The sequence below is a fragment of the Methylocystis sp. MJC1 genome, assembly GCF_026427715.1.
Lineage (GTDB): Bacteria > Pseudomonadota > Alphaproteobacteria > Rhizobiales > Beijerinckiaceae > Methylocystis.
The window spans coordinates 1,907,139-1,933,031 of record NZ_CP107558.1 but is presented as its reverse complement, the minus strand read 5'-3'; the positions used below and the strand labels follow the sequence as shown (position 1 = coordinate 1,933,031).

The 25,893-nt window shown below is 63.9% G+C and carries 27 protein-coding genes; 11 read left to right on the top strand and 16 right to left on the bottom strand.

The window, feature by feature from the left end; translation table 11 throughout:
• Positions 1–7: 7 nt before the first annotated feature.
• Both OGR47_RS09390 and OGR47_RS09385 read right to left on the bottom strand, forming a co-directional pair.
• Entirely contained in the window at positions 8–1,006 is a 999-nt protein-coding gene (locus OGR47_RS09390; protein ID WP_165049922.1) for an AAA family ATPase, read from the bottom strand.
• Between the two features lie 230 nt (positions 1,007–1,236).
• Positions 1,237–1,518 (bottom strand): hypothetical protein, encoded by a 282-nt coding sequence (locus OGR47_RS09385; protein ID WP_165049924.1) that lies wholly within the window; start codon positions 1,516–1,518, stop codon positions 1,237–1,239.
• A 266-nt stretch (positions 1,519–1,784) separates the two neighbouring features.
• Here OGR47_RS09385 and OGR47_RS09380 point away from each other — a divergent pair, with 266 nt between their 5' ends.
• Positions 1,785–2,042 (top strand): DUF6111 family protein, encoded by a 258-nt coding sequence (locus tag OGR47_RS09380; RefSeq protein ID WP_165049926.1) that lies wholly within the window; start codon positions 1,785–1,787, stop codon positions 2,040–2,042.
• Positions 2,039–3,289: a CCA tRNA nucleotidyltransferase gene (locus tag OGR47_RS09375; RefSeq protein ID WP_165049928.1), complete on the top strand. Its 1,251-nt coding sequence runs from the start codon at positions 2,039–2,041 to the stop codon at positions 3,287–3,289. The genes OGR47_RS09380 and OGR47_RS09375 overlap by 4 nt, the downstream gene beginning before the upstream one ends.
• Positions 3,290–3,493: 204 nt before the next feature.
• On the opposite strand, the gene OGR47_RS09370 is transcribed toward OGR47_RS09375, so the two are convergent.
• The 5 genes from OGR47_RS09370 to recJ form a co-directional block, all read right to left on the bottom strand.
• On the bottom strand, positions 3,494–4,570 hold the full coding sequence (locus OGR47_RS09370; RefSeq protein WP_165049931.1) for a DNA polymerase III subunit delta': 1,077 nt from the start codon (positions 4,568–4,570) through the stop codon (positions 3,494–3,496).
• Positions 4,567–5,238, bottom strand: a complete 672-nt coding sequence (tmk, locus tag OGR47_RS09365) for a dTMP kinase (RefSeq protein ID WP_165049933.1) — start codon at positions 5,236–5,238, stop codon at positions 4,567–4,569. The genes OGR47_RS09370 and tmk overlap by 4 nt, the downstream gene beginning before the upstream one ends.
• On the bottom strand, positions 5,235–6,410 hold the full coding sequence (locus OGR47_RS09360; protein WP_165050368.1) for a D-alanyl-D-alanine carboxypeptidase family protein: 1,176 nt from the start codon (positions 6,408–6,410) through the stop codon (positions 5,235–5,237). The genes tmk and OGR47_RS09360 overlap by 4 nt, the downstream gene beginning before the upstream one ends.
• A 119-nt stretch (positions 6,411–6,529) precedes the next feature.
• A complete protein-coding gene (locus OGR47_RS09355) occupies positions 6,530–7,597 on the bottom strand; it encodes a septal ring lytic transglycosylase RlpA family protein (protein WP_253948106.1) in 1,068 nt (355 codons plus the stop codon).
• Positions 7,598–7,890: 293 nt separating this feature from the next.
• Positions 7,891–9,687, bottom strand: a complete 1,797-nt coding sequence (recJ, locus tag OGR47_RS09350) for a single-stranded-DNA-specific exonuclease RecJ (RefSeq protein WP_165049938.1) — start codon at positions 9,685–9,687, stop codon at positions 7,891–7,893.
• A gap of 390 nt (positions 9,688–10,077) precedes the next feature.
• Between recJ and OGR47_RS09345 the strand changes: the two genes are divergently transcribed.
• The 3 genes from OGR47_RS09345 to OGR47_RS09335 all read left to right on the top strand — a co-directional run bounded on the left by OGR47_RS09345 (position 10,078) and on the right by OGR47_RS09335 (position 13,613).
• Positions 10,078–11,556 (top strand): methyl-accepting chemotaxis protein, encoded by a 1,479-nt coding sequence (locus OGR47_RS09345; protein WP_165049940.1) that lies wholly within the window; start codon positions 10,078–10,080, stop codon positions 11,554–11,556.
• Between the two features lie 107 nt (positions 11,557–11,663).
• Complete coding sequence (locus OGR47_RS09340) at positions 11,664–12,545, top strand: aldose 1-epimerase family protein (protein ID WP_165049942.1); 882 nt, start codon at positions 11,664–11,666, stop codon at positions 12,543–12,545.
• Between the two features lie 36 nt (positions 12,546–12,581).
• Positions 12,582–13,613, top strand: a complete 1,032-nt coding sequence (locus OGR47_RS09335) for a cysteine synthase A (protein ID WP_165049945.1) — start codon at positions 12,582–12,584, stop codon at positions 13,611–13,613.
• Positions 13,614–13,671: 58 nt separating this feature from the next.
• Here the strand turns inward: OGR47_RS09335 and OGR47_RS09330 are convergent, their stop codons facing one another.
• Complete coding sequence (locus tag OGR47_RS09330; protein WP_246729594.1) at positions 13,672–16,002, bottom strand: TonB-dependent receptor; 2,331 nt, start codon at positions 16,000–16,002, stop codon at positions 13,672–13,674.
• A 429-nt stretch (positions 16,003–16,431) separates the two neighbouring features.
• Positions 16,432–17,049: a molybdenum cofactor guanylyltransferase MobA gene (gene mobA, locus OGR47_RS09325; RefSeq protein WP_165049949.1), complete on the bottom strand. Its 618-nt coding sequence runs from the start codon at positions 17,047–17,049 to the stop codon at positions 16,432–16,434.
• 68 nt (positions 17,050–17,117) lie between these two features.
• Between mobA and OGR47_RS09320 the strand changes: the two genes are divergently transcribed.
• The 5 genes from OGR47_RS09320 to OGR47_RS09300 all read left to right on the top strand — a co-directional run bounded on the left by OGR47_RS09320 (position 17,118) and on the right by OGR47_RS09300 (position 19,519).
• The gene (locus OGR47_RS09320) at positions 17,118–17,321 is read left to right on the top strand and encodes a DUF2892 domain-containing protein (protein WP_165049951.1); all 204 of its coding nucleotides are present in this window, start codon (positions 17,118–17,120) and stop codon (positions 17,319–17,321) included.
• A gap of 4 nt (positions 17,322–17,325) precedes the next feature.
• Entirely contained in the window at positions 17,326–17,862 is a 537-nt protein-coding gene (locus tag OGR47_RS09315) for an RNA polymerase sigma factor (RefSeq protein ID WP_165049953.1), read from the top strand.
• Positions 17,863–17,878: 16 nt separating this feature from the next.
• Positions 17,879–18,256, top strand: a complete 378-nt coding sequence (locus tag OGR47_RS09310) for a thioredoxin family protein (protein ID WP_165049955.1) — start codon at positions 17,879–17,881, stop codon at positions 18,254–18,256.
• 1 nt (position 18,257) lies between these two features.
• Positions 18,258–18,983, top strand: a complete 726-nt coding sequence (locus tag OGR47_RS09305) for a cytochrome c biogenesis CcdA family protein (RefSeq protein WP_165049957.1) — start codon at positions 18,258–18,260, stop codon at positions 18,981–18,983.
• Positions 18,984–19,243: 260 nt separating this feature from the next.
• Positions 19,244–19,519: a DUF1153 domain-containing protein gene (locus tag OGR47_RS09300; protein WP_165049959.1), complete on the top strand. Its 276-nt coding sequence runs from the start codon at positions 19,244–19,246 to the stop codon at positions 19,517–19,519.
• An 81-nt stretch (positions 19,520–19,600) separates the two neighbouring features.
• Here the strand turns inward: OGR47_RS09300 and OGR47_RS09295 are convergent, their stop codons facing one another.
• Positions 19,601–20,593, bottom strand: coding sequence for a lysylphosphatidylglycerol synthase domain-containing protein (locus OGR47_RS09295; RefSeq protein WP_165049961.1), 993 nt, complete (start codon positions 20,591–20,593; stop codon positions 19,601–19,603).
• 147 nt (positions 20,594–20,740) lie between these two features.
• On the opposite strand from OGR47_RS09295, the gene OGR47_RS09290 reads away from it, so the two are divergent.
• On the top strand, positions 20,741–21,307 hold the full coding sequence (locus OGR47_RS09290) for a Yip1 family protein (RefSeq protein ID WP_165049963.1): 567 nt from the start codon (positions 20,741–20,743) through the stop codon (positions 21,305–21,307).
• A gap of 14 nt (positions 21,308–21,321) precedes the next feature.
• Here OGR47_RS09290 and OGR47_RS09285 read toward each other — a convergent pair whose 3' ends face one another.
• The 6 genes from OGR47_RS09285 to OGR47_RS09260 form a co-directional block, all read right to left on the bottom strand.
• Complete coding sequence (locus tag OGR47_RS09285) at positions 21,322–23,370, bottom strand: ATP-binding protein (protein WP_165049965.1); 2,049 nt, start codon at positions 23,368–23,370, stop codon at positions 21,322–21,324.
• Between the two features lie 82 nt (positions 23,371–23,452).
• Positions 23,453–23,911: a molybdenum cofactor biosynthesis protein MoaE gene (locus tag OGR47_RS09280; protein WP_165050371.1), complete on the bottom strand. Its 459-nt coding sequence runs from the start codon at positions 23,909–23,911 to the stop codon at positions 23,453–23,455.
• Between the two features lie 11 nt (positions 23,912–23,922).
• The gene (gene moaD / locus OGR47_RS09275) at positions 23,923–24,174 is read right to left on the bottom strand and encodes a molybdopterin converting factor subunit 1 (RefSeq protein ID WP_165049967.1); all 252 of its coding nucleotides are present in this window, start codon (positions 24,172–24,174) and stop codon (positions 23,923–23,925) included.
• Complete coding sequence (gene pgsA, locus OGR47_RS09270; protein WP_165049970.1) at positions 24,171–24,779, bottom strand: CDP-diacylglycerol--glycerol-3-phosphate 3-phosphatidyltransferase; 609 nt, start codon at positions 24,777–24,779, stop codon at positions 24,171–24,173. The genes moaD and pgsA overlap by 4 nt, the downstream gene beginning before the upstream one ends.
• Positions 24,780–24,878: 99 nt before the next feature.
• Positions 24,879–25,268, bottom strand: a complete 390-nt coding sequence (locus OGR47_RS09265) for a DoxX family protein (RefSeq protein WP_165049972.1) — start codon at positions 25,266–25,268, stop codon at positions 24,879–24,881.
• A gap of 7 nt (positions 25,269–25,275) precedes the next feature.
• Positions 25,276–25,872: a malonic semialdehyde reductase gene (locus OGR47_RS09260; protein ID WP_165049974.1), complete on the bottom strand. Its 597-nt coding sequence runs from the start codon at positions 25,870–25,872 to the stop codon at positions 25,276–25,278.
• Positions 25,873–25,893: the final 21 nt, after the last annotated feature.

The window sequence follows — 25,893 nt, the reverse complement described above, 5'->3', positions numbered from 1 at the left end:
TCCGCCATCAGCCGATCCGCGACACAAGCTTATCGATCAGCTCCGGGATAGTCGTCTCGCGCCGCGCCGCGAAATTCAGCGCCATGCGGTGACGCAGCACCGGCGCCGCCAAGGCGGCGACGTCGTCGAGCGACGGCGCGAGGCGCCCCGTCGCAAGCGCGCGGGCGCGAGTGGCGAGCATCAGCGCCTGGGCGGCGCGCGGACCCGGTCCCCAGGCGACATGCGGCGCGATCTCCGGATGGCCCTCGCCCGGGCGCGCGGCGCGCACGAGATCGAGGATCGCGTCCACGACCTTGTCGCCGACGGGCAGCCGCCGCACGAGGCGCTGCGTCGCCATCAGCTCCTCGGCGTCGAGCGCCTGAACGGCTTCGGCGGATTTGTCGCCCGTCGTCTCGAGCAGCACGCGCCGCTCGCTGGCGCGGTCGGGATAGTGCACGTCGATCTGCAGGAGGAAGCGGTCGAGCTGCGCCTCGGGCAGCGGATAGGTGCCTTCCTGCTCCAGCGGGTTCTGCGTGGCGAGCACATGGAAGGGACGCGGCAGATCGTAGCGCTTGCCGGCGACGCTGACGTGATGCTCCTGCATCGCCTGCAGCAGCGCCGATTGCGTGCGCGGCGAGGCGCGGTTGATCTCGTCCGCCATGAGAAGCTGCGCGAAGATCGGCCCCTTGATGAAGCGGAAAGAACGGGTGCGGTCGGCGCCCTCCTCCAACACTTCCGAGCCGATGATGTCGGCGGGCAGGAGGTCCGGCGTGAACTGCACGCGCTGCTCGGCAAGGCCCAGCACCTTGCCGAGCGTCTCGACCAGCTTCGTCTTGGCGAGACCCGGCACGCCGACAAGCAGGCCGTGGCCGCCGGCAAGGATGGTGACGAGCGCCTGCTCCACCACCTCGTCCTGTCCGAAGATGACTGCACCGATGGCGGCGCGGGCGCGCCCGATGTGGTCCAGCGCCCGCTCGGCCGATTCGGCGACGGCGGTTTCGAGCGGCGCAACATTGATTGAGTTCATGGGCGCGAGGGGGTCCATCTGCCACGTTTGCCAAGAAGATAGGGATCGGCGCCCGCGAATGCATCAGTCCAGGGCGCAACAATCTTCGCGGGAGGCGTCCCTCTTCCGCGATTTTGGACGCTAGACAGTCTCGCCGTCAAACGCGCGCGAATTGTGGCAAAATGAGCGGTCGCAGAAATAGCGGCGCTCGAGCAGCACGGCTGCCGCCTTCACGCGCATGCCAGGGTGCGCTAAAAGAGAAAAGCGACGGCAGCCAGCCACGCGGCGCGGAGTGAGCATTGGCCGACGAACCTGTAAACCCCGTTTTGCAGCTCCTGCGCGAGATGCGTGGCGAGATGACGGATATGCGCTCTGAGATGCATGGCATCCGGGATGACCTTCGCGCTGACATTCACTCGCTGCGGGCGGACGTGGCTTCCGATCTCCACACGCTCGACGCAAAGCTTGGCGTGGTCCGAAAAGACCTGAGCGACCAGATTGTCGGCCTGCGCCGCGCCGTCGTAAACTATCACACGGCGTCGTCGGCCACGGCGTTATCATCAGCGATCTCGAAGCCGCCTACGGCGCGGGGTGCAATATCTCGATCTGCCGCCGCTAGATAAGCACTGAACAGAAAGACCCGCCTCTGTCCGTATATCGTCATTGCGAGGAGCGCAGCGACGACGCAATCCAGGAGCCGCAGCCACCGCGCTGGATCGCCTCGCTTCGCTCGCAATGACGGAAAGCGCGACCAAAATGCTAAGAAATAACCGCACTTTTCCATAAAGGCCCCTCGCCCATGTGGCGCATCGCGCTTCAGACCGCCCTGCTCTTTCTGACGCCCTTTGTGGCTTATGTGGGCTTTCATCTCCTGCAAAGGCGCTGGCCCTTCGTCGCCGAGCTTTGGCACGGGCGCGTCCTGTCGCTGCTGACGATCGCCGGGCTTCTGACGGCCATCGCCGGGATGCTGACCTTGGGCCTCACGGGGCGTCAGCAGGGCGCCTATGTCCCGGCCCATGTCGAAAACGGCAAGCTCGTTCCGGGCCAGTTTCAATGAAAGGGGTCGAGCGCCTTCTCGACGATCCGCGTCTCGCGACGCTCTTCGCCGCGCTCGCCAGGACCGGCGCCGAAACGCGCGTCGTCGGCGGCGCCGTGCGCGACACGCTCTTCGGGCTCGCACCGCATGAGATCGACCTCGCCACGACGGCTTTGCCGGAAGCGGTGCTCAAGGCGGCGCGAGACGCCGGACTGAAGGGCGTGCCGACCGGCATAGAGCATGGCACGGTTACGATCGTCGTCGCCGGGACGCCGTTCGAGGTGACGACGCTGCGCGAGGACGTCGAGACCGACGGCCGTTACGCCATCGTGCGCTTCGGCGGCGATTTCGAGCAGGACGCCCGCCGCCGCGACTTCACGGTGAACGCCTTGTCGGTCACGCCCGACGGCAAGCTTCACGATTATACGGGCGGGCTTGCAGACATCGCGGCTAAACGCATCCGCTTCATCGGCGACGCTGCGACGCGCATCCGCGAGGATTATCTGCGCGTTTTGCGTTTCTTCCGCTTCAACGCCTCGCATGGCGAAGGCGGCTTCGACCGGGCTGGATTGCACGAATCCATCATCGCCCGCGAAAATCTCGCGCGCCTCTCGCGCGAGCGCATTCGGGCCGAGATCATCAAGCTGCTCCCGGCGCGGCGCGCGCCCGAGGTCATGCGCGCCATGTCCCATGCGGGAATCATCGAGGTGCTGCTCGGCATGGGCTATCCGGCGCGGCTCGCCCGGCTCGCCGCCTTCGAGGCGGCGCGCGGCAAGAGGCCCGACGCGGTGCTGCGCCTCGCCGCCTTTTCGGTGCTGACGGTCGAGGACGCCGACCGCCTGCGCGCGCGGCTGCGGCTGTCGAACGACGAACATGCGCGGCTCGTCGCCGCGGCGCGGGCCCTGTCGGCCTTGCATGGGATCGACCGGCCGCCGCCGGTCTCGCATCTGCGCGAGATGCTCTTTCTGATCGGCGGCCGGGCGGCGGGGGATGCGCTAGCGCTGGCTTTCACTGAGAGCCGCGCCGAAGCGGATGACGCCGATTGGCTGACGGCGGCGAAATATCTCGACGAAACGCCCGCCCCCGCGTTTCCCATCACCGGAGCCGATCTCATCGGCCGCGGCGTCTTGCCTGGGCGCGAGCTCGGCGCGACTTTGAAGTCCCTGCAGGCAAAATGGATCAAAGCTGGCTTTCCGCGCGATCCGGCAGTTGTGCTGCGGTTGCTGGAGGAAGCCGGGGAGCCAGGCTCAACGCGAGGGCGACAATGACGACGCGCTCCCGTCACGCCTGGACCGCGAGTCTTTAGGCTCGCCTGAATTTGCGAGCTTGAAGGCGCGCGGTCCTAATCCAGCGTAGCAGCACGCTCAAAGCTCGGGCCTCTCCGCCCGGATGAACAGGTGGCGACAATTCTGCGCACGGCCGTAAAAATTTGCCGCGCTCGCCCCGAGAGAAATCATATTCACCCTTGGGCGTCATTTCGCCCCTTCCGCCACCGCGAGACGCTCGAAAATCCCCAGCACCATCGCCCGCTTGTCGAAGTTGAACACCTCCGTCTCCCGCGCGAGGTCTCTTATCTCGTCCCAGGCGCGGGCGTAGCCGATCAGCCGCGCGGCCGGCGCGCCGCCCTGCGAGAGCGCCCGCACGCGGGAATCGAGATGGCGCTCCAAAGCCCGCATGAAGGTCTCGTAGGCCGCTTCATTGTCCCGACCGGTGAGCTTGTCGGCGAGAAAATGCACGCCGAGCCAGTCGACCTGCGGCAGACGTTGCAGGAGCCGCGCGACGCTCGTGTCGAAAACCATAGCGTCGCCGCCCAAAAGCCGCAGCGTCTCGCGCACCGACCCTTCCGCTCGGGCGGCGGCGGCCGCGATGTCGGCCTTAGGCGCATCGCTCCAGGGCGCGCCTAGCGCCTCCACCGCCGCGACGGTTTCCACCTGCGTCAGCGCGGAGAGCATCAGCTTGCGGCAGCGCGAGCGGATTGTCGGCAAAATGCGGCCCGGCTGATGCGCCACCAACAAGAAGAGCGAACGCTCCGGCGGCTCCTCGATGAGCTTCAAGAGCGCATTGGCGGCGCTTCGATTGAGGTCGTCGGCGCAGTCGATGATGGCGACGCGCCAGCCGCCCGTGCCCGAACCCTGATGGAAGGACCGTGTGATGTCGCGGACGTCGTCGACGCGGATCTCGGTGAAATGCTTTTTGGTCTTTTCGTTCCACTCGCGCCGCAGCAGGAAGATGTCGGCGAGCGCCATGGTCGCGACGCGCCGGGCGGCGGGGTGATCGGCGGGCACGCCGAGGCTCTGGGCGGCTTGCGCCGCCGCCGCAGTCGGGTCGGGATGGGCGAGCAGAAAGCGCGCGAAGCGCCAGGCCAGCGTCGCCTTGCCGACGCCCTCCGGCCCGCCGATGATCCAGGCTTGCGCCAGACGATTGCGCAAATAGGCGTCGAGCAGCTCATGCTCGGCGCGCGCATGGCCGAAAAGCGCCAGAGTCTCGCGCGGATGCGGCGCGTCGTCGAAACGATCGCTTTCGGGCGGACCCGCCGGCTCCTTGCTCATTGGGCGGCGGCGGCCTGCGCTTCGAGGAAGCGGGCGTCGACGAGCTGGCGTATGGCGCGCGCGACCTCGTCGGCCGGGAGAGCGGCGTTGACGACGCAGCAGCGCTCGGGTTCGTCAGCGGCGATGTCGAGGAAGGCGCGGCGCAACCCCTCGTGAAAGCCGCCGTCTTCCGCCTCGAAGCGATCCGCGCGCTGACCCGCCGCCTCCCGCCGCACCGCCGCACGGGCGAGCCCTTCCTCCGGCGCCAAATCGAGGATGACAGTGAGGTCGGGCTCGAGGTCGCCCACAGCCGCCTTTTCCAGAAGAGTCAGCGCCCCTCGCTCGACGCCGCCGCGCGCGCCCTGATAGGCGCGCGTCGAATCGACAAAGCGATCGCAAAGCACCCAGGCGCCACGTGACAGCGCCGGCGCGATCAGCCTGTCGACATGGTCGATGCGCGCCGCGGCGAAAAGCGCCGCCTCCGCCAAAGTTCCCAACGGCGCGACCTGTCCAGAGAGCAAAATACGGCGCAAAGCTTCCGCCTTGGGCGTGCCGCCGGGCTCGCGGGTGGTGACGGTTTCGATCCCACAGCCGCGCAAATGCTCAGCGAGGCGCGTCAGCTGGGTCGATTTGCCGACGCCCTCCCCGCCTTCGAATGTGATGAATCGGCCTTTTTCGGCGCCCGTCATTTCCTGGCCGACAGCTTCTCGTGGATCTTGGCCGCAGCATACTCGTAAACCGCGTCGAATGCGCGGCGCGGGAGCGATCCTTCATCGATCGCCTCGGCCGCCTCAAGCGGCTGCTCCAGGACCACGGTCGAGCCGCGCTTGATTTCCAGCTTGCCGAGTTTCTGTCCGGATTCGACGGGCGCGATCACCGGCCCCTCATAGACGATCTTGCCAGAGAGCTTCTCGCTGGAGCTGCGCGGCAGCAACACTTTGACGTCGGTCTTCGACACCAGCTCGATCGAACCCTTCGTCCCGCCGTAAACCTGGGCCGGACCGATCGGCTCGCCGGCCTTGTACAGGTCCTTTTCCTCGAAATTCCGGAAGCCCCACTGGAGAAGCTTGCGCGCTTCCTCGGCGCGCTCCTTCGCGGTCTTGGCGCCATAAACGGCGACGATGAGGCGGCGGCCGTCCTCGACCGCCGATCCAACCAGGCCGAAGTCGTTCTTCTCGATATTGCCCGTCTTCAACCCGTCGGCGCCGATGCTCATCGTCAGCAGCGGATTGCGGTTTTGCTGGCGGATATTGTTCCAGGTGAACTCCTTCTCGCCGAAATATTTGTAGTAATCCGGGTAGGTCTTGATGACGTAGAGGGCGAGCTTGGCCATCTCGCGCGCCGTCACCTTCTGATCGTTACTCGCCTTGCCCCAGGGATTGCCGAAGCGCGATTTGACGAGGCCCAGCTCCGCCGCGCGCTTGTTCATGCGCATGACGAAAGCTTCCTCATTGCCCGCGACGCCCTCCGCCAGCACGAGCGCGGCGTCGTTGCCCGAGTCGATGACGAGCCCGCGCAGCAGATTCTCGACGCTGGCGCGGCTGTTGACCTTCAAAAACATAGCCGAACCACCGGCCGGCGCGCCGCCATTGCGCCAGGCGTATTCGGAAACCTGCATTTCATCGCCAAGCTTTAGGCGCCCTTCGGTCAGCTCGCGGAAAATCATCTCCGCGGTGAGGATTTTGACCGTCGAGGCGGGCGTCACATAGTCGTCGGCGCCCTTTTCAAACAGGACGGTGTTGGTGTCCGCATCTATGAGGATCGCTTGCGGGGCGCTCGTTTGGAAAGGCTGCGCCCAGGCGGCCGAAAAGGCGCCGATCAAAAGAAGAAAGATCGATATCGGCAGTCTGAATGGGCGTATGAGCAACGCACCCTCCGCTCATGCATAAAAAAATGTCGCAGCGGCTGCGCGACGCAAGGCGGAGAATGATCCTTCGATCTCTAAAATGCAACGCGTGCAGCACACTTAGGCGGTGCGGCTCAGTTCAGGGCCTGACGCATTGGCGGGACCGGCGCCGACGCATGATCATGGCTGAAGGAGGCTGGCCGCACGGGCGGTAGCGGCGCGGCCTGGAAGGCTTTCACCTTATCCTCCGGCGGGGCCGCCGTCTTAACGGCATGGGTCGAGAATACCGGCTCACTGTCAGTCGCGTTCGCGGCATTGTTGCTCGCGGTCTGGCCGTCGCGCGCAGCGGCCGTCTCCGGCAGCGGCTCGGGGCGAGCGTCCGGGGCGTAAGCCATCATCTCAGCGGTCTCCCCGACCGCCGGGGAAACGGGGGGCGCGTCATTGACGACGGGTCGGGCTGGCGGCTCCGGCTCGCGCTGAACGAGCGCGGCCGAACGAACCGTCTCCTGTTTCGAGGCGACCATGATCGGAGCCCCGCCTTCGAGACTGGCCGGCTGCCCGTCGTCGCGCAGCGTGGCGAGGAGCCGCGCGTCGTCGTCGCCGGCGAGATCGGCCTTCCCGATCCATTCCACCTTTACCCGCGCCGTGCCGACCGAGCGGAAATCGAGCGCCTCGGCGACGCGCTGCGAAACGTCCATGACGCGGCCGCCGTGATAGGGACCGCGATCATTCACGCGCACCATGATCGAGCGCATGTTCTTGAGATTGGTGACGCGGGCGTAGCTCGGCAGCGGCATGGTCGGATGGGCGGCCGAGATCGATTCGCGGTCGAAGACTTCACCATTTGCGGTCCGGCGGCCGTGAAAGTCCGAGCCATACCACGAGGCCGTGCCGGTGGCGGCCAAAGGCCTTTCGTTCGGATAATAGGTCTGGCCGGCGATCTTATAGGGCTTGCCGACCATATAATTGCCGCCGCCTTTCGGAACCTCCTCGCCATCGGCCACCACACGCGGGCTCGGACGCACGCCGTAGCGGGGATCGGCGCCGCTCGGACCGATGCCGGCATAGCGCGGAGAACTCGTGGAGGCGCAGCCAGCCAGAGACGCGAGAGAGAGCAAGAGAACCGATCTGCGCAGGGAAACGATTGTCGGCTGGAACTTCATCAACAAGCGCCCATGCTCCCGAAACGCGGCAGATCGCATTGGAACGGTCCTTTCCGAGAGCGACGGCGAGTGCCGCATCCCCAGACCGATCCATCCCCTCGACGACGCCTGTAGGCGCCCCTCGTGCGGGCCCGCATGACCTTGATTCGCCATGCGTTGCGATCGTCCCGGAGTTTCTCCCCTAAAATTGAACTTGCCGTTAACGACAAGATTTAGCAGCGGCGACTTGGGGACGATATCAGGGCGAAAATGGGGCTATGCACACAAGCAAGGCCCTCGCTGTCTGTTTTGCGTAAGCTGTGGCGATGAGGCAACACCCGTTCGGCCTCCGCTTACTGCGCTCTGGCGAGGTCTATTATTCGGGCCTCGACCCTTTCCGTCCCCCGGAACTGATTGGCCGAAAGCCGGGCGGCGACGTGGAAGAGATCGCCCCGCCCCCGCAACAGTGCATCGCCCAGCGGCGAGCCGACGACCCGGAAAGCAATCGTGTCGACTGCGACGCCGTCACCCGAGCGCAGTCTGGCGCGAACATGGTTCTCCCCGACGATCGCGGCGTCGACCAGCCGCTGCTCGGCGAGAGCGAAAACAGGCTCCGGATTACCCTGCCCGAACGGGCCGGCCTTCTCCACCCTACGCAAGAGATCGAGGCTCACGCCGCGCCCCGCGATGACGCCGTCGACAATGAGGGCGTCGGCGTCGCGAGCGGACTCAACGGCGTCAGCGAGAGCTTCATTTAAAAAGGCGCGGAAATCGTCTACTTTGTCTTTGAGAAGCGTGACCCCGGCGGCCATGGCGTGACCGCCGCCTTTGATGGCGAGACCCAGATCAACGGCGCGCCGAACCGTCTTGCCAATGTCGACGCCATTTAAGCTTCTACCTGAACCTGATCCCGTTTCGCCATTAAGAGCAAAGGCAAATGAAGGGATGTTAAAGCGCTCCTTCAGGCGCGCCGCGACCAAGCCAACCACACCCGGGTGCCAGTCCGGTCCTTCCACGACGAGACAGCTGAGCCGATTCGACTTGTGGAATTGCACCTCGGCCTGGGCGATCGCTTCCTCCAGCGCCTGCTTTTCTATGCCTTGACGCTCGGCGTTCAACCGGTCGAGCTCATGCGCGATGCGCGCCGCCTCGATCGCGTCGGAGAGAGTCAAAAGCCGTGCGCCTAGTCCGGCGTCGCCGATACGGCCGCCGGCATTGATCCTCGGACCAAGCGCGAAGCCAAGATGATAGGCGCGCGGCGGCCCATCCATTCGAGCGGCATCCATCAGCGCCGCCAGTCCGGGCCGGGCCCGGTTGCGCATGACCTGAAGCCCCTTGGCGACGAAAGCCCGGTTCAAGCCTGTAAGCGGAGCGACGTCTGCGACCGTCGCCAGCGCGACGAGGTCGAGCGCCGCGAGAAGATCCGGCGCCGGTCGCGCCTCGTTCCACCAGTCCCGCTTGCGGAGCAGCCTCGAGACGCCCGCCAACGCGAGAAAGACGACGCCGGCGGCGCAAAGCCCACCCTGACCGGATAGATCATCCTGCCGGTTGGGGTTGACGACGACCGCTCGCGGCAATTCCTCGGGCGCCTGATGGTGGTCGAGGACGATCACGTCGAGGCCATGCGCGCGAGCGACCTCGAAGGGCTCATGCGAGACCGTGCCGCAATCAACCGTCACGAGCAGCGTCGCGCCACGTTCGGCGAGAGCGCGGATCGCCTCGGCATTCGGTCCATAGCCCTCGACGATGCGGTCGGGGATGTGGAGGAAGGGCTCTGGCGCGCCGGCGGCGCGCCAATAGTCGATGAGCAAAGCTGAGGAACAGGCGCCGTCGACGTCGTAATCTCCGAAAACGGCGACCTGCTCGCCTGTCTCTATGGCGCGCGCCATTCGCTCGACAGCGGTGTCCATCTCGGTCAGCGTGGAAGGGTCCGGCATCAGGTCCCGCAAGCTCGGTTCGAGATAGCGGGCCGCTTCCGACACGCCGACGCCGCGGCCGGCGAGAATCCGCGCGAGGAGGTCGTCGAGGCCCTCGGCCTGCATCAGGGCCAGCGCCATGGCCTCGGCCGCAGGGTCGAGCCGCGCCCGCCAAGGCCGGCCGAGAATCGAGCGCTCGACGCCAAGGAAGGCGGGCGCCAGTGTTTGGGACATATTGCCGTCTTGTCGAGAATGAGGATCGGCGCTTTCCAGCCCGAGAGGATGACAGCTTAGCGCTTACCCGGCGCTTTTACAGCCAAACCGGCCACCGGCAAGCCGCGCCGCCCACATCTAACAGAAATAGCAAAGCTTTCGGCTTGGTTTAGGGAAATGCGCACTTAGGATTTTCTCAATCTTCCTGCATCAAATTGTCGCATTACGAGTTGGAGAGGTGTCGGGTTCACGCGGCGATAGCCGACCTCCAAAGGCATGACGCCGCCTCGCAATGGCCCTGAATGACTTCCGGGTAGAAGCCGCGCGCCGATCGTCCATCATGTCGTCGCGCTTCCCTGCGCTTGTTTGCGGCCGTTCCGCCGACGCAAACGTCCCTTTGCGAGCCAAAAAATGAAATCGTCGATCACTCGTACGATATTATGGGCCGGATCGATTGTCGCTTCCGTGATTTCGGTTGCGACAGCCGTCGGCTTCTATCTCTTGCTTAAATTCGGCGCCGAAAGCGCGGCTGTCAGCAGCTACTGGTTGCTGGGCGCCGGCCTTTCGCTGGCTGCGGTGAACATCGGCGCCGTCGCCGCTCTCTGCTTATTTGCGGGCAAGCGACTTGCTGAGCCCGTGGCCCGCCTGACCGCCTATATGGCGGCCATGGAAAAGGGCGAGACGGCGGAAGACCCGCCCTATGCTGAGCGGCAGGACGAGATCGGCCAAATGAGCGCGTCGGTCGCGTATTTCAAATCCGTCGTCGATGGGATGCGCGTCGCGGAAGCGGAAGCAGAAACCCAAAAAGCCAAAGCAGCGGCGCAAGCCAAGGACCGTGAGAACGGCGCGAAGTGGTATATCGAGAACCGGGACTTCTTCTTCAAAGAATATACGGCCGGGATGACGAAGCTCTCCGAGGGCGACCTCCGGTTCAGATTGGAGAAGGAGTTTATCAAGGACTATGAGGAGCTCCGGCGCACATTCAACCTCGCCGTCGAGCGTCTCAACGCGACGATGGTCGGCGTGATCGAGACCGCCGACACGATGGACGCCAGCGCCCAGGAAATCCTCAGCGCCATCAACGATCTGTCACGTCGCAACGAAACCCAGGCGGCGACGCTCGCGGAGACGGCCGCCAGCGTCGATCAGTTCACCCAGGCGGTGAAGGAAACCGCTGATGGCGCCGGCAATGCGCGCGAGGTCGTCCAGAGCGCCCGCGCCGTCGCCGAAAAGGGCGAGAAGATCGTTCGCCAGGTCATCACCGCGATGGACGATATCAGCGATTCTTCTGAGAAGATCAGCCAGATCATCGGCATTATCGATGAGATCGCCTTCCAGACCAATCTCCTGGCGTTGAACGCCGGCGTCGAGGCCGCCCGCGCCGGGGAGGCCGGACGTGGTTTCGCCGTGGTGGCGACGGAGGTGCGCAGCCTGGCCCAGCGCGCGACGCAAGCCGCCAAGCAGATCAAAGAACTGATCATGGAGTCGAACGCCAAGGTCTCGACCGGCAATACTCTGGCGAACAACTCCGGCGAGTCCCTCCGCCAGATCGTCGACCAGGTAAAAAAAATCCTCGTCATCGTCGATGAAATCGCGGTCGGCGCCGAGGGGCAATCGAATGTGCTGCGCGAGATCAACACCGCCGTGCACGACATCGACCGCGTCACGCAGCAGAACGCGGCCATGGCCGAGGAGGTCAATGCGACCAGCCAGAATCTGGCCCGTTTCAGCGGCAATCTGAAATCGCTGACCTCCCAATTCAATATCAGTGGCGCGCGTGCGCCCCAGGCGGCGCCCGCCAAGCCGCAAGTCCGCGCCGTCGCGAGCCGGCGCAGCAGCGGCAATCTGGCGCTGAAGGCCACGGCCGAGGAGGAGTGGGTGGAGTTCTAGCCGAACGGCGGCGCGCGAAACCGTCGCGCCCCTCGATCGTTCTTTGAGAAAAGCGCGCGCCGCCCGGCACCGCCGTGGCGGCGCAAATCGTGTAAAGGTCGAGGACCATGAGCGACGCGATTCATCTCGAAGCCGACGGCGATACGGCCGAAATCCTGCCCTTCGGGGCCGAGCTCTCCGCCTGGCGGGCGGAGGGTGTCGACATGATCTGGGCCAAGGCCCCGAAAATCTGGGACCAGACCGCGCCCATCCTCTTTCCGGTCGTCGGCTGGACGCGCGACGGCAAGGTCACGGTCGACGGCAAGACCTATCCGCTGGCGCTGCACGGCTTCGCCTGGAAGAAGCGCTTCGAGATCGCCGACTGGCGCGCCGACTATCTGCGGCTCGTGCTGCTCGACGACGCCGAGACCCATGCGCTCTACCCCTTCGCCTTTCGCTTCGAGGTGGAGTTCGCGCTGCGTAAAGGCGCGCTCGACAATCATCTGATCGTCACCAATACCGACGCCAAGCCCCTGCCCTATGCCTGTGGCCTGCATCCGGCCTTCCGCTGGCCGCTCGCGGGGTCGACGGCCGAGTACGCCATCCTGTTCGAGAAGGACGAAGACCCCAATGTGCCGATCATCGGCCCCGGCGGGCTCTTCTCCAAGCCGGTGCGGCGCACGCCGCTGGAAGGCAATCGCCTGCCGCTCGAGCCGCAGATGTTCGCCCGCGACGCTCTGTGCTTCCTGAATTTGAAGAGCCGCAGCCTCGCCTTCGACAATGGCGCGGGGGCGCGGCTGAAGGTAAGGCTCGACGACTGCCCCCATATCGGCTTCTGGACGCTGCCGCCGGCCCCTTACCTCTGCATCGAGCCCTGGACAGGATATGGCGACCCGGAGGACTTCCACGGCGATCTCTATCAAAAGCCGTCGATGCGCATCCTCCAGCCGGGCGAGACGGCCCGCCACGGCGCCAGTTTTGCCTTTGAGCGAAGCGCCGCTTCCGGTTAGGAACAGGCGTCACTCGTTCGACAGGAATCAGATTTCATGACTATCGCCCCCAGCGTCATCGAGGCCATCGGCCGCACGCCGCTCATCGAATTGCGCGCCGCCTCGAAAGCCACGGGTTGCCGCATCCTCGGCAAGGCGGAGTTCATGAACCCCGGCGGCTCGGTGAAGGACCGCGCCGCCCTCTCCATCGTGCAGGACGCTATCGCCAAGGGGGCGCTCAAGCCCGGCGGCGTCATCGTCGAAGGCACGGCCGGCAATACGGGCATCGGCCTCGCTTTGGTGGCGAACGCCATGGGCTTCCGCACCGTCATTGTGATCCCGGAAACCCAGAGCCAGGAAAAGAAAGACATGCTGCGCCTGCAGGGCGCGCAGCTCGTCGAAGTCCCGGCCGTCCCCTACGCCAATCCCAACAATTACGTGAAGCTGTCGGGACGCCTCGCTGAGCGGCTGGCCAAGGAAGACCCCGCCGGCGCGGTCTGGGCCAATCAGTTCGACAATGTCGCCAATCGCGAGGCCCATATCGCGACGACGGGGCCGGAGATTTACGAGGAACTCGGCGGCAAGGTCGACGGCTTCATCTGCGCCTGCGGCACGGGCGGCACGCTTGCGGGCATCGGCCTGGCGCTGAAGGCGCGCGATCCCAAGATCAAGATCGGCCTCGCCGACCCCTTCGGCGCGGCGCTCTATTCCTATTACACGACCGGCGTGCTGAAAGCCGAGGGCTCCTCCATCACCGAGGGCATCGGCCAGGGCCGCATCACCGCCAATCTCGAAGGCGCGCCGGTCGATGTCGCCTATCAGATCCCGGACAGCGAGGCGCTCGACATCGTGTTTGCGCTGGCCGAGGAAGAAGGCCTGCTGCTCGGCGGCTCGTCGGGGATCAATGTGGCCGGCGCGATCCGCCTCGCCCGCGATCTCGGCCCCGGCCACACCATCGTGACCATCCTCGCCGACGGCGGCGCGCGCTACGCCTCGAAGCTTTTCAATGTCGACTTCCTGCGTGGGCTCAACCTGCCGGCGCCGAAGTGGCTGGAGAAGCAGGTCGCGATCGACCCGGGGTTTGTGTGACGTAAAAAAGGGGCGCCCTCGATGCGAGGGCGCCAAGTTGGGGTGTTTCAAAGGAAGATCAATACAAGGATATACGCAGCGTTCCTCCTATCGTTCGTGGGAAGCGGTAAAAGTTGAGCGTCGACGGCGCCGTCGCGGTGCCGGGATCAAGAGCCGCTCCATTGTTATTGATCAGCGGCAATTGGTTGGTCAGGTTCTTCACCCAGAAATTGAGATTGTAGCGCTCGTCATCCGTGTGGAGCCCAAAGCCAAGATTGGTGATGGCGTAGGCCGGCTGCCAATATCGGTAGACGGCGTAGGGGTCGGTGACGAGCGTCTTGTCCTGCCAGGCGACATTCGCATAGACGAAGCCCGTCACCGGCCGGTCCCACCCTTCGCCGAAGCCCTCCAACAGTCGACCGAGCTTCCGCTCATAGTTGAAGCCCGCATTGAACGAATAGACCGGCACGGCGTTGAAGCGCGAGTTGCTGCGACTGAGCTGGGTGGGCGGCCGTATAAAGCCTGGCGGCGAATTAGTGGGAACATTCCATATCCATGAGGCGTCGATCGGCGCTTCATTGAAGTCGATCCAGCGCGCTTCCGTGATCGCGCCGGAAAAGTTGAACCAGAACCCTTCGAACGCGTTCCAGCGTCCGTCGAATTCGAGACCGCGCAGGCGCGCGTGAGGCGCGACGCCGAGATAGGTCTGCCTTGTCGGCACGCCATTGGCATCCACGACGGAAGTGTCGACGAAATTCGTCTGGAAGTTATAGATGTCGGTCCAATAGAGATTGGCGTTGACCACGAGGCCGCCGTCGAACCAGACCGACTTCGCGCCGAGCTCGTAATCCCATGAGGTTTCGGGCTTGGTGATCACCGGCTGGAATTTCTGGAAGACCCCGCCGACAAAAATCCCCTGCGCGCCGGTGTTGACGGCGCCGGCCTTTTCGCCCCGGCCGACAAGCCCGTAGACCATGATATTTTCATTGTACTGATATTGCGGGTTGAAGATGCCCGTCAGCGAGTTGAGCGTAGCCTTCTGCCCGCCGGTGTCATAGAAGCGCTGCCCGCCCGCCGCGACGATCGCCGCTTGCTGGTCCAGGACCGAGCCATTGCCCGGTACGGCGGTAATCCAACTGAAGTTCGAGCCCGATCTGACCTCCCAGCTGTCTCGGAGCCCGAAGGTCAAGGCGAGTTGTTCGTCGACGTGGTACGTCGCGTTCCCATAAGCGGCGAATTGCAGATCGCGCGCCTTGCCGTCGCGGTTGCTCGCCATGCCCCTCAGCAGGTAAGGCGTCGGCGTAACGACGCCATTGCTGACTGTCCCGTACCATCGGGCGGCGTCGCCGCCATAGATCGTGTTGGACCGGTTCCAGACATAGTCATAGAAGGCGAATAAGCCGGCTTGCCACTCGAGAGGCTCATCGCGCGGCGAGGAGAGCCGGAATTCCTGCGAGAATTGGTCGACGTAAGTGTCGGAGGCGCCCTTGCTGATCTCCGTCAAATTGTCGCCCATCGAGTTGCGCGGCAGGAGGCGGAAATTTCCGTAGGCGCTGATCGAGGTGAAGACGTTCTCGCCGATGTTGTAGTTCAGCTCGTTCGACACCATGTGGAGGCGCTGGTCGAGCGTGCCATTGTCGGTGTTGAAAGGCTTGCGCGGGTCAATGGTGAGCAGCGGCAATCCGAGGCGCAGCCTCAGATTTTGGGAATAGGTCCGCGCGGGTCGCGTGCCGTTCCAGAAAACCTGGAATGTATCCGCATATGGCCCGTCATTGTTGTTGTTGTATTCGTGCGATTGCGAAATATTGAAGATGAATCTGTTGGTGAAATTGTCGCCGACATAGAGCAACTGCCCCCGCGCGCCCCAACGGTTGTTGTTCAGGAGCGAGGCGCCTGAGACCTGGTCGCGAAACCACCCGTCGCCATGGTCGTAATAGGCTGCGATGCGGTAAGCGAGCTTATCGTCGATGATCGGCCCCGTGACATTCACCCTCTGCATCACGTGAGAATAGCTGCCGAACTGGGTTTCGAGAGTGGCCTTGCGTTCAAATGACGGCAGTTGGGTGCGGACGACGAAGCTGCCGACAGTTGTGTTCTTGCCGCCGGCCGTGCCCTGGGGGCCGAGCGCCACTTCTGCCGATTCAATGTCGATGTAATCCGCCCACTGGAATCCAACGTGTCTGAAGAACACATTGTCGAGCATGAAACCCGTGTCGAACTCCGACCCGTCGCCGGTGCCGGCGCCGGCACTTACTCCTCGAATGGCCGGGCGCGCAGTTCGCGGATTGCCCGAGCCCGGCGAGTAATTCGGGATCTTCTGGGCGAAGTCCTCCAGCCTGTACAGTTGCTCCCGTTGTGCGGTTTTGGGATCGACGACGACAATCGGCCGTGCGATTTTTTCAACCTGCATTTTGCGTTTCGACAATTCGCCGGGCTTGTCCTTTCCACTCCCGCTGACCACGACGTCCGTAACTTGAGCGTCCTGACCAAGAGCGGCTCCCGCCGCCCCGGCGACAACAGAGCCCAAAATGGTGCTTGAAAGCAGTCTGCATAAAAAACGCCACTTCGTCATTATATTGCGCCCCTCCATCAATGTACTTTCCTAGTATGAAAGTATGATTTAAGGAGGAATTCAAGCGCCTCGATCCCGCGATGGAAAAGCGCTCGCCGGCGTTGCAGAAACACCACATATGAAAATATATGATTGTGTCTATTTGTAATACGCGATGCGTGACAAGCTTATGTCTGAAAACCGCGCGCCCGAGAAATTACGCCATAACTCCAGCACGTTAGTAGATTATTAGCTGGCAAGAAGCAGTGTGTCGCGCTGGAAAGGAAGTCAGGGGCGCCCTTGCGCGATTGCGCGCGCCCTCTCCACATCCTCCGGGCGATTCACGTTGAAGAATGGATCGTAAGGCTCTTCCGGCCAAGCCACGTTCACATTCACGAAGCGCGAGATGAAAGCGGAAACTTTCCTCACATCCTCCTCCACGACCGCCTCACGGAGCGTCGTGCGAAGCGCCACAGGCCAAAGCGCCACAGCGTGATGCACGCGGTCGCCCGACTCCGCCACGGCGATCCGTGCGCCCGCCGCCTCCCGTGCCTCACGAAGCCGCGCAACGAGATCATCAGGCAGAAAAGGCGTATCCGCCGGGGCGCTGACGATATCCGTCGCTTCTGGCCAATGCGCGGCGGCGTAATCCATTCCCGCCAGCACGCCCGCCAGCGGCCCAGCGAAACCCTCGATCGTATCGGCCACGACCGGAAGCCCGAAAGCGCCGAACCGCGCCGGATCGCCATTGGCGTTGATCACGAGCCCTTCGCATTGCGGGGCGAGGCGCGCGATCGCATGGGCGATGATCGGCCGACCGCCGATTTCGAGCAGCGGCTTGTCGCCGCCGCCCATCCGCCGCGACAGGCCGCCGGCGAGTAGAACGCCGAAAATTTTTTCCCTCATGCGCATCCTTTCGGCGGTTCCGCGCCTCTTTGTCAGCGAGGGCTTTCCTCGCAATCACGGAGATCGAGATGTTTTATGTCAAAAACCTGCCGAATTGGGAGCGTGCAATGCGCGTCGTCATGGGCCTCGTCCTCATTGCGATCGCCATCGTCTATCTTGGAAAGACGGCGATGGGTTTTGGCGCCGGGGCGATGGGCGTCATGGCGGCAATGAGCGGGATGATGGGTTTTTGTCCGGCCTGCGCGCTCGCCGGCCGCCGATTGAAGCAGTGAGCGAATGGCCGTAGAGCGCAGCCAATTGATCCTGGGCGTGAAGCGCGGCGACGCGCTCGCGCTCGACCAGCTTCTCGTCGACTGCCGTGGAGACGTCCGCCGCTATGCGCTTCGCCACTGCGCGACGAGCGAGATCGACGACGCCGTGCAGGAAACCCTGCTCGTCGTCGCCCGCCATGTCACGTCCTTGCGCGTCGCGGCGTCTTTCGCAAGCTGGCTGTTTACCGTGGTCCGGCGCGAGTGCCAGCGCCTCTCGCGCAAGATGTTCGCCCATGAGAATATAGACGACGAGAAGCTGGAAGCCTGGTTCGCCAGCGCCCCGACCGCCGAGCTTAGGGCGGAGCTTGCTTGCGCTTTGGAATCCCTGCCGGCGCATTATCTCGAAATCGTGCTGCTGCGCGATTTCGAGGAGCTGACGATGTCGGAGATTGTCGAGCGTTTGAATATTCCTCTGGCGACGGCCAAGAGCAGGCTGCGTCGCGCCCGCGCCCTCGTGAGGGATTATCTCATTGACGCCGACGAGAACGAGACGAACCGCTAACGCATATGGGGTGACCATGTTACGCAACATTATTCTCGCCTTCTTTGCCCTCGCCGCTCTTGCCGGACCCGCCAGCGCCGAACAGGCCTATACGGCGAGCGCATTTTCAGCGGCGCAGAAGGCCGGCAAAGGCGTTATCGTCCATATCTACGCGCCCTGGTGCCCGACCTGCCGCGCCCAGGAGCCCATCCTCCATAAGCTCGAAGCCGATCCGAAATTCTCGGGCGTCGAGGCATTCCGGGTCGATTTCGACGGGCGGAAGGACGTGGTGCGCGCTTTCAAGGCCACGAGCCAAAGCACGATCATCGTGTTCAAGGGCGCCAAGGAGGTCGGCCGCTCGGTTGGCGAGACGAGCCCCAAGGCGATCGGCGAACTGCTCGACATGGCCCTGTGACATGAGCGCCGGCGCCCTCGGTCTTGCCTTCCTTGCTGGCCTGCTGTCGGCGCTGTCGCCCTGCGTGCTGCCGCTGTTGCCGCTGGTGCTCGGCGCGGCGGCGACCGAGCATAAATGGGCGCCGGCGCTCCTCGCCCTCGGCGTCGCCCTCTCCTTTGTGGCGATCGGTCTCTTCGTCGCGACGATCGGGTTCTCGATTGGCCTCGATGGCGACGCCTTCCGGGTCGGCGCCGCGGCGCTGATGATGGCGCTCGGCCTCGTCTTGCTCTTTCCGGCGCTTCAGGCGCGGGTGGCGGCTGCGGGCGGCCCGCTCAGCGACCGGCTCAACGCGGCCTTTGGCGGCGCTGGCGCGTCGGGCGGGCTCTTCGGTCAATTTGGCGTGGGGCTTCTGCTCGGCGCCATCTGGAGCCCTTGCGTCGGCCCGACGCTCGGCGCGGCCTCGGTACTCGCCTCGCGCGGCGAGGATCTGGGAGCTGTCGCCGCAACCATGGGCGTCTTCGGACTCGGCGCGGCCGCGCCGCTCTTGGTCCTGGGCTTCCTTTCCAGAAAGGCCTTCGCGCGCTGGCGCGATCCGCTGCTCGCCGCCGGAAAGAAGCTGAAACAGGCTATGGGCCTGCTCTTCCTTGCTTTGGGCCTGCTCATCTTGAGCGGGACAGACAAGATGCTCGAAGCCGCGCTCGTCTCGGCGTCTCCGGAATGGTTGACCGGGCTGACCACCCGCTTCTGAGTGAGACGCAAATAAAGACACAGCATTTCAGGAAGCATTAATGATATTTTGCCTGCATAAAGCAGCAGTAGATCGTCCCCGACGTGCGGTTACGGCGCGAAAACTCTGGCGAAAACAAGGCGACGCCTGGGGCGCGCCTAAACTTCCTAAAATCTGGTTTAAACTTGATTATGTATGGACCTGGCGCGTTTAGGCAAATCTTAAAAGGCTAGGCGCTATAAGGCGGTTACTGTGTGGTCGTAGAGTATGCGAGTAAAATTATGACCGAGACGCATCGTCCGCGTGTCAAATATGTCATAGGCCCCGACGGCAGCCCTCTGACAATTGCGGATTTGCCGCCGCCATCCACGAAGCGCTGGGTCATTCGCCGCAAGGCGGAAGTGGTCGCGGCGGTCCGGGGCGGTCTTCTTTCCCTCGACGAAGCGTGCAACCGCTATACGCTGACGGTCGACGAGTTCCTGAGCTGGCAGATGTCGATCGACCAGCATGGCCTCGCCGGACTGCGCACGACGCGGCTGCAGCAGTATCGGATGTAAGGCGCACGCATCCTACGGCCCGATTAAAAAAGCCGGTCCCGATTTGGGCCGGCTTTTTTCGTTGCATATTCCCCTGAGCGCCTAGGCTGGCGGCGGTCCCTCCGTCGCGCTGGCATGGCCCCGCAGCTTCTCCGCGAGCTTCTTGCGCTCGAAGAGCCCGACGACGACGAGCGCCGCGAGCAGCGGAATAATGAGATAGAACAGCCGCCACACCAGCAGCGCCGCCAGAACCTGCAAGCGCGGCACATCCGGCATCAGATTGATGAAGACAAGCTCGAAGACGCCGAGTCCGCCCGGCGCATGGGAGACGAGCGCCGCCGAGAAAGACAGGAGGAAGGCGGCGAGGACGACGATATAGCCCGGGTTCCCCTGCTCTGGCAGCGCGAAATAGATGATGCCCGCCGCGCCGATGAGCTCGGCCGGCGCTGCAAAGAGCTGTTGGACCATGACGGCTGGCCGCGGATAGGTGATCTCGAACTTGCCGAAACGGAACGGCCTGAAATGCATCAGCGAGCCGACCACATAGACCGCAACGAAGCCCAAACAGAGCAGGCCGACCGTGCGCGCCGTATGCGGATGGGTGAAGACGTCCGGCAGGAAACCCGCGAGGCGCTGCATCATCGTGGGGTCGTAGGTGAGCAGAAGCCCCCCGAGCAGCACATTGCCGAAGGCGAAGGTGTAGGAGCAGAGCACCACCAGCGTCGCGACCTGCGTCGCCGTCAGCCCTTTCGACGAATAGGCGCGGTAGCGCACCATGGCGCCGGAGAAGACGCTCGCGCCGATATTGTGGGACAGCGCATAAGTGGTGAAGGAACAAACGGAGATGAAAATCCACGAGATGTGGGTGACGCCCAGATGCAGCAGCGCGATCCGGTCGTACCAGGCGAGCGCCGCATAGGCCAGCAGGGTCGAAAGCGCCGCAAAGAAATAATCCGACGCGGGAATGGCCCTGAGATAGGCCCAAACCTCTGTGCCGACGGATTCGCCCTGGAACTCGTGATAGAGCAGGTAAAATGAGCCGATGACGGCGGCGAGCCCGATCACGGGCCAGAAATATTCTGCCAGTTTTTTCATGCAGCCTGTCGCGTTAGACGTTATTTGGGACTTCGTCAGCGGCCGATGCTGGCCTGCGCATTCCCTCGCATGTAAGCAAGTCCTGAGCAAGCCACAAGCGCCGGCCAAGCCACTCGAAAGAGGAGCGCCGGGCGGAAGAACGACGCCATGAAGGATATGATTTCTCGGATAAAAGGCCTGATTCTGACTCCCCGGCAGGAGTGGGAGCGGATCGAATCGGAGGACACATCCGTCCTCGAGCTGTATCTGAAGTATATAGGCATCCTTGCGGCCATTCCGCCCTTCGCCAGCTTTTTGGGGTCGTGGCTGTTCGGGAGTCGCGGATTGCACACTCCCGTCGTGGCAGGCGCGCTGCACGCCGTCGCGCAATATGCGCTGAGCCTGCCTGCGCTTTTCATGACCGCCTTCGTGATCTCCATGGCGGCCCCTTATTTCGACGGCCGCAGCGATGATCGACGGGCGCTGGCGCTCGCGGCCTATTCCTATACGCCAGCCTGGCTCGCCTCGGCTTTCGGCCTCGTGCCGGGATTACGCTTCCTCGACGTGCTGGGGCTTTACGGCATCTATGTCTTTTCGCTGGGCCTGACGCGGATGATGCGGGTGCCCAAGGACAATCTCGACGTCTTCACGCTGGTGGCGCTGTTCCTGACGGTCGCCATGGCCGCTTTGCATGCTTGGGTCGTGTCGGCGATCGCCCCGGTGCAGCTGCTTTAGCGCTCGCGCGCTCATCAGCGGCGAAAATCCAAAACTCTTTCGATGTCGCCCATTGAAGTCGGCTTGGCGATGTGGAGATCGAAGCCGGCCTTTTTCACATGCTCCCGCGCGGTTTCCCCGCCCCAGCGCGTGAGGGCGACAATGATCGTGTCCCGGCCTTCGGGCATGGCGCGAATGCGGCGCGCCGCCTCGTAACCGTCCATCCCCGCCAATCCGAGGTCGATGAAGACGACCTCCGGGTGGAAGTCCTGGACCGCCTCGACGCCCCTTTTTCCGTCGAACGCGGTCCGGACATTCGCGCCCTGGGCGCGCAGCAGCATGGATAAGCTATGGACCGCGTCGTCATCGTCCTCGATGATCAGCACGCGGGGGGCGGATCGGCTCCCCTGCGGTTGGGGCCCGCCTTGCGCAACGCCGAGCGCGAGCGGCAGCCGCACCACGAAAGTGCTGCCCTTGCCCGGCCCGTCGCTGCGCGCCTCGACCAGCCCGCCATGCAGCCGCAGCAACTTGCGCACGAGCGCTAGGCCAATGCCGAGACCGCCCTGGGCGCGGCCCAATGTCCGATCAACCTGCGCGAAAAGGTCGAAGACGTGCGGCAGCATGTCCGTCGGTATGCCGACGCCATTGTCGGCGACGGTCAGTTCGACCTGGCTCCCGACGCGCCTCGCCGCGATCTCCGCGCGGCCGCCGGACGGCGTATATTTGGCGGCGTTGCTGAGAAGATTGGCGATGACCTGCACGAGCCGCACCGGATCGCCGTCGATCATGAGCGGCTCGTCGGGCCGCACGACCGTCAGCGAGACGCCGTTGGCGTCGAGAAATTGCTGGCTGGCCTCGATGGCCTGGTCCATGAGGTCGCGCAGATCGAGCCGCTCCCTCTTGAGCTCGATCTTGCCGCTGCGGATGCGCGACACCTCCAGCAAATCGTCCACGAGGCGGACGATGTGATCGACCTGCCGCTCCATCATCTCCTGAACGCGAACGGCGTTGGGCCCCTGCCCGCCGGTCCGTTTGAGAACGAGGAGGCCGGTTCGGATCGGCGCTAAAGGATTGCGCAATTCATGCGCCAATGTCGCGATGAATTCATCCTTCCGCCGGTCGGCTTCCAGCAGAGCCTGCTCCATCCTCAGGCGCGCCATCGCCATGGAAACGAGCTGGCTTACCGCCTGCATGACCTCGATCTCGGCGTCGGTGAAGGCTGGCCGCGTCTTTGCCCCGAACGACAAAGTGCCCATAAGCCTGCCCTGCGCTATGAGGGGATGGCAGCAATAGGCTTTGATCCCGCAGGAAGCCACGATTGCGGTTCGTGGGTCTGCGCCGACGGAAATATTGTCCGCGACGATCCTTTCCCGGTCGCGGGCGACCGTGCCACATATGGCGACGCCGTAGTCGAGCCACTCGATCTCGCGCGCCCGATCCTCCGGTATGCCCGCGCAAGCGTTGAGGCGCAGGCAGCCCCCTTCCTCATCGACGAGATAATTGAAAAAGGCCTGGCAATCGAGGAACTGCATGACTTCGGCGCAGAGCTCCTCCACGACGCCCTGAACGTCGCTCGATTGTAGGAGCCGCGCCGCGATCCGCGTCAAAAGCTCATTGCGCCGAACGCCCCATTGCAGCGCGATTTCAGCGTGTTTTCGCTCAGAAATGTCCTGCGTGACGCCGAAACCGCCGAGCAGCGCTCCGGTCGCGTCGAATTCGAGGCAGGCTTTTTCGCGCACCCATTTCTCCCGGCCGTCAACCAGGACGCGATGCTCGATGTCATAGGGCTCGCCATGCAGCGCGGCTGTCCATCTCTCATGGACATAGGCCCGGTCGTCGGGATGGACCGTCTCGAGGAAGGTCTCATATGTCTGCGGCGCCCCGATGGGCTGGCCAAAAATGCGGTAGTTCTCCGCAGACCAGGTGAGGACATTTCTGGTTACGTCCAGCCGCCACCAGCCGATTTGGCCGAGCTGCTGGGCCCGAGCGAAATTTTCCCACTGCCGCCAGCTTTCCGCTGTCGTGGAATCGGCGCTCCCCGACGCGTCGTTTTGCTCCTCAGCATCGCCGCCCGCTTTGGTCATGTGTGGACCATTGGTATGGATCAATGGCGCGATCAAGCGAAGCCGTAACGCGCGGCCGGAAGCCGTCCGCTCATTTGGTTTGCTATCGCTCCCACCGCAAGGCCGCAGCGTCATCTTCGGTTTTGGCGGCGACCCAGCCGCCCTCGGCGCCGTCGACCCGGCGCTCCTTCTTCCAGAAGGGCGCCCGGGTCTTGAGGTAATCCATCAGGAACTCAGCCGCCGCAAAGGCCTCGCCGCGATGGCGCGCAGCGGCGATCACCAGCACGATCCGCTCGCCCGGACGAATGACGCCGTGGCGGTGGATAATCGTCAGGCCGACGAGCGGCCAGCGCGACAGAGCCTCCCCCGCGACGCGTCGGATCTCCTCCTCCGCCATGCCGGGGTAATGCTCGAGCTCCAAAGCAGCGAGCGTTCCATCCTCGTCCCGACACAGGCCGGTGAAGGCGACCACCGCTCCGACGTCGCGTCGGCCCGCCGTCAACAGGGCTTCCTCGGCGGCGGCGTCGAAGTCCTCCGCCTGGACGCGAATGGTTGGCGAAATCTCCGCCACGTTCAGCCGCCGGTCATCGGGGGAAAAAAAGCAATCTCGCGGGCGCTCGCAATCGGCGCGTCGGGCGCGGCGTGGGTCTTGTCGATGGCGGTCCGGATCGTCTTGGGATTGGCGAAAGCGGCGGCGTAGCCGTCTCCCCTGGCGGCGAGCCACTCGACGAGCTGGCGCACGGTCACCACCTCGCGCGGCGGCGCGATTTCTTCTTCCGAAACGCCGATCCGCTCGCGGACCCAAGCGAAATAGACCGCCTTCATGGCCGCTCGTCTTCTCCGAAATGGCTAATCGCCGCGTGCAGATAATCGGCGCCGGTGTAGAGGGTCAGAACAGCGGCGACCCAAAGAAGGGCCTCGCCGATCTTGACCGAGCCAGGCAGGAGAGCCTCTCCCGCGGGGCCGACGATGAAGAAGCCGAGCGCCAAAAGCTGGAACGCCGTCTTCCATTTGGCGATGGTCGAAACCGGCAGCCGCACTTTCAGCTCGGCAAGATATTCACGCATGCCGGAGACGAGAATCTCGCGGCAAAGGATGATGATCGCCGCCCAGACGGTCCATCCGACGAGCGTCTGATTGGCCACGACCACGAGAAGCGTCGCGGCGACCAGGAGCTTGTCGGCGATCGGATCGAGCATGCGGCCGATCGGCGATTGCTGCTGCCAGGCGCGAGCGAGATAGCCGTCAAAAAAGTCGGTCACTCCCGCTGCCGTATAGACGCCAAGCGCCGTCCAGCGCGTCCAGTTCTCGCTCGAGGCGAGCAGCAGCCCAGCGACCACGGGCACGGCGAGGCACCGCCCGTAGGTCAGCAGATTGGGCAGCGCCCAGGCGTGAGAGCGTCGCTTGGTCGTGACGGCTGTCTCGGTCATGTCCGCAAGGGAATAGGTCGCACGCCTCTCTTGTCAATAGATTTGGCCACGGTCGCGGCGGCCAAGCACAACTCGTCAACAGCCATGGCCATAAGCCGCCTATTCCTTGTCGAGCGCGAACTTCCCTGGCCCCGCCACCGAAAAGAAGAGGAACACGAAGCAGTATAGCGCCGCGAGCTCTCCCTTGTTCAGAATCGGCCAGAAAGCCGCCAAAGCATGGAAGCCAAAATAGGCCACCGCCATCTCACCGGCGAGGATGAAAGCGGCTGGCCTCGTGAACAGGCCGATCAACAGCAAAAAACCGCCGACGAGCTCGATGACGCCGGCGGCGCCCAGCACCGACAAGAGCGTCACCTTGTCGAACATGGCGACATGCGGGTAGCCGAAAAGCTTCGCGGTGCCGTGCTGCAAAAACAGGAAGGCGGTCACGATGCGCAGCAGCCCCTGCACATGCGGCAGGAAGCGCGCGGGAATGATTCGGAGCGTCATGTAAGCCTCAAAAAATCTTGGCCATATCCTCGAAGGCGAAACGCGGCCCGCGCGGATAAAGCTTGGCCGGATCGCCGTAGCCGATATTGATGAGAAAGTTCGACTTAATTTTTGTGCCGGCGAAAAATTCGGCGTCGACCTTGGCGTTGTCGAAGCCGCTCATCGGGCCCGTGTCCAAGCCCACCGCGCGCAAGGCGAGAATCAAATAGGCCCCCTGCAGCGAACCGTTGCGAAAGGCAGTGTCCTTTATCAGCGTCTCATTGCCGACGAACCATGAGCGCGCATCCGCTGCAGGGTAAAGAAAAGGCAGATGCTCGGGGAAGTCGAGGTCATAGCCGACGATGGCCGTCGCCGGCGCGGCCAAGGTCTTGTCATGATTGCCGGGCGACAGGGCGGGCGCGAGCCGCGCCTTGGCCTCCGGCGAGCGCACGAAGACGACCCGCAGGGGGGAGCAATTGGCGCTTGTCGGTCCCCATTTAGCGTAATCGACCGCAAGCTCCAGGAGAGAGTCGGGCACTTCCCTGTCGCGCCAGCCGTTGTGTGTGCGGGCGGCGGTAAAGAGCTGCGCCAAGACGTCGGGCGGGAGTTGTTTCGCGTCTGTCACCGGCAATACCCCTCTAGAAAG

What these genes read in the sequence shown, in the direction of transcription:
- OGR47_RS09310 (WP_165049955.1), top strand. Translation starts at nt 17,879, where the DNA reads ATGTTACGCAACATTATTCTCGCCTTCTTTGCCCTCGCCGCTCTTGCC.
- OGR47_RS09315 (WP_165049953.1), top strand. Translation starts at nt 17,326, where the DNA reads ATGGCCGTAGAGCGCAGCCAATTGATCCTGGGCGTGAAGCGCGGCGAC.
- moaD (WP_165049967.1), bottom strand. Translation starts at nt 24,174, where the DNA reads ATGAAGGCGGTCTATTTCGCTTGGGTCCGCGAGCGGATCGGCGTTTCG.
- recJ (WP_165049938.1), bottom strand. Translation starts at nt 9,687, where the DNA reads ATGTCCCAAACACTGGCGCCCGCCTTCCTTGGCGTCGAGCGCTCGATT.
- OGR47_RS09345 (WP_165049940.1), top strand. Translation starts at nt 10,078, where the DNA reads ATGAAATCGTCGATCACTCGTACGATATTATGGGCCGGATCGATTGTC.
- OGR47_RS09355 (WP_253948106.1), bottom strand. Translation starts at nt 7,597, where the DNA reads ATGCGATCTGCCGCGTTTCGGGAGCATGGGCGCTTGTTGATGAAGTTC.
- OGR47_RS09320 (WP_165049951.1), top strand. Translation starts at nt 17,118, where the DNA reads ATGTTTTATGTCAAAAACCTGCCGAATTGGGAGCGTGCAATGCGCGTC.
- OGR47_RS09295 (WP_165049961.1), bottom strand. Translation starts at nt 20,593, where the DNA reads ATGAAAAAACTGGCAGAATATTTCTGGCCCGTGATCGGGCTCGCCGCC.
- OGR47_RS09340 (WP_165049942.1), top strand. Translation starts at nt 11,664, where the DNA reads ATGAGCGACGCGATTCATCTCGAAGCCGACGGCGATACGGCCGAAATC.
- OGR47_RS09300 (WP_165049959.1), top strand. Translation starts at nt 19,244, where the DNA reads ATGACCGAGACGCATCGTCCGCGTGTCAAATATGTCATAGGCCCCGAC.
- OGR47_RS09390 (WP_165049922.1), bottom strand. Translation starts at nt 1,006, where the DNA reads ATGAACTCAATCAATGTTGCGCCGCTCGAAACCGCCGTCGCCGAATCG.
- OGR47_RS09370 (WP_165049931.1), bottom strand. Translation starts at nt 4,570, where the DNA reads ATGAGCAAGGAGCCGGCGGGTCCGCCCGAAAGCGATCGTTTCGACGAC.
- OGR47_RS09305 (WP_165049957.1), top strand. Translation starts at nt 18,258, where the DNA reads ATGAGCGCCGGCGCCCTCGGTCTTGCCTTCCTTGCTGGCCTGCTGTCG.
- OGR47_RS09290 (WP_165049963.1), top strand. Translation starts at nt 20,741, where the DNA reads ATGAAGGATATGATTTCTCGGATAAAAGGCCTGATTCTGACTCCCCGG.
- OGR47_RS09380 (WP_165049926.1), top strand. Translation starts at nt 1,785, where the DNA reads ATGTGGCGCATCGCGCTTCAGACCGCCCTGCTCTTTCTGACGCCCTTT.
- OGR47_RS09330 (WP_246729594.1), bottom strand. Translation starts at nt 16,002, where the DNA reads ATGCAGGTTGAAAAAATCGCACGGCCGATTGTCGTCGTCGATCCCAAA.
- pgsA (WP_165049970.1), bottom strand. Translation starts at nt 24,779, where the DNA reads ATGACCGAGACAGCCGTCACGACCAAGCGACGCTCTCACGCCTGGGCG.
- OGR47_RS09285 (WP_165049965.1), bottom strand. Translation starts at nt 23,370, where the DNA reads ATGACCAAAGCGGGCGGCGATGCTGAGGAGCAAAACGACGCGTCGGGG.
- OGR47_RS09375 (WP_165049928.1), top strand. Translation starts at nt 2,039, where the DNA reads ATGAAAGGGGTCGAGCGCCTTCTCGACGATCCGCGTCTCGCGACGCTC.
- OGR47_RS09265 (WP_165049972.1), bottom strand. Translation starts at nt 25,268, where the DNA reads ATGACGCTCCGAATCATTCCCGCGCGCTTCCTGCCGCATGTGCAGGGG.
- tmk (WP_165049933.1), bottom strand. Translation starts at nt 5,238, where the DNA reads ATGACGGGCGCCGAAAAAGGCCGATTCATCACATTCGAAGGCGGGGAG.
- mobA (WP_165049949.1), bottom strand. Translation starts at nt 17,049, where the DNA reads ATGAGGGAAAAAATTTTCGGCGTTCTACTCGCCGGCGGCCTGTCGCGG.
- OGR47_RS09335 (WP_165049945.1), top strand. Translation starts at nt 12,582, where the DNA reads ATGACTATCGCCCCCAGCGTCATCGAGGCCATCGGCCGCACGCCGCTC.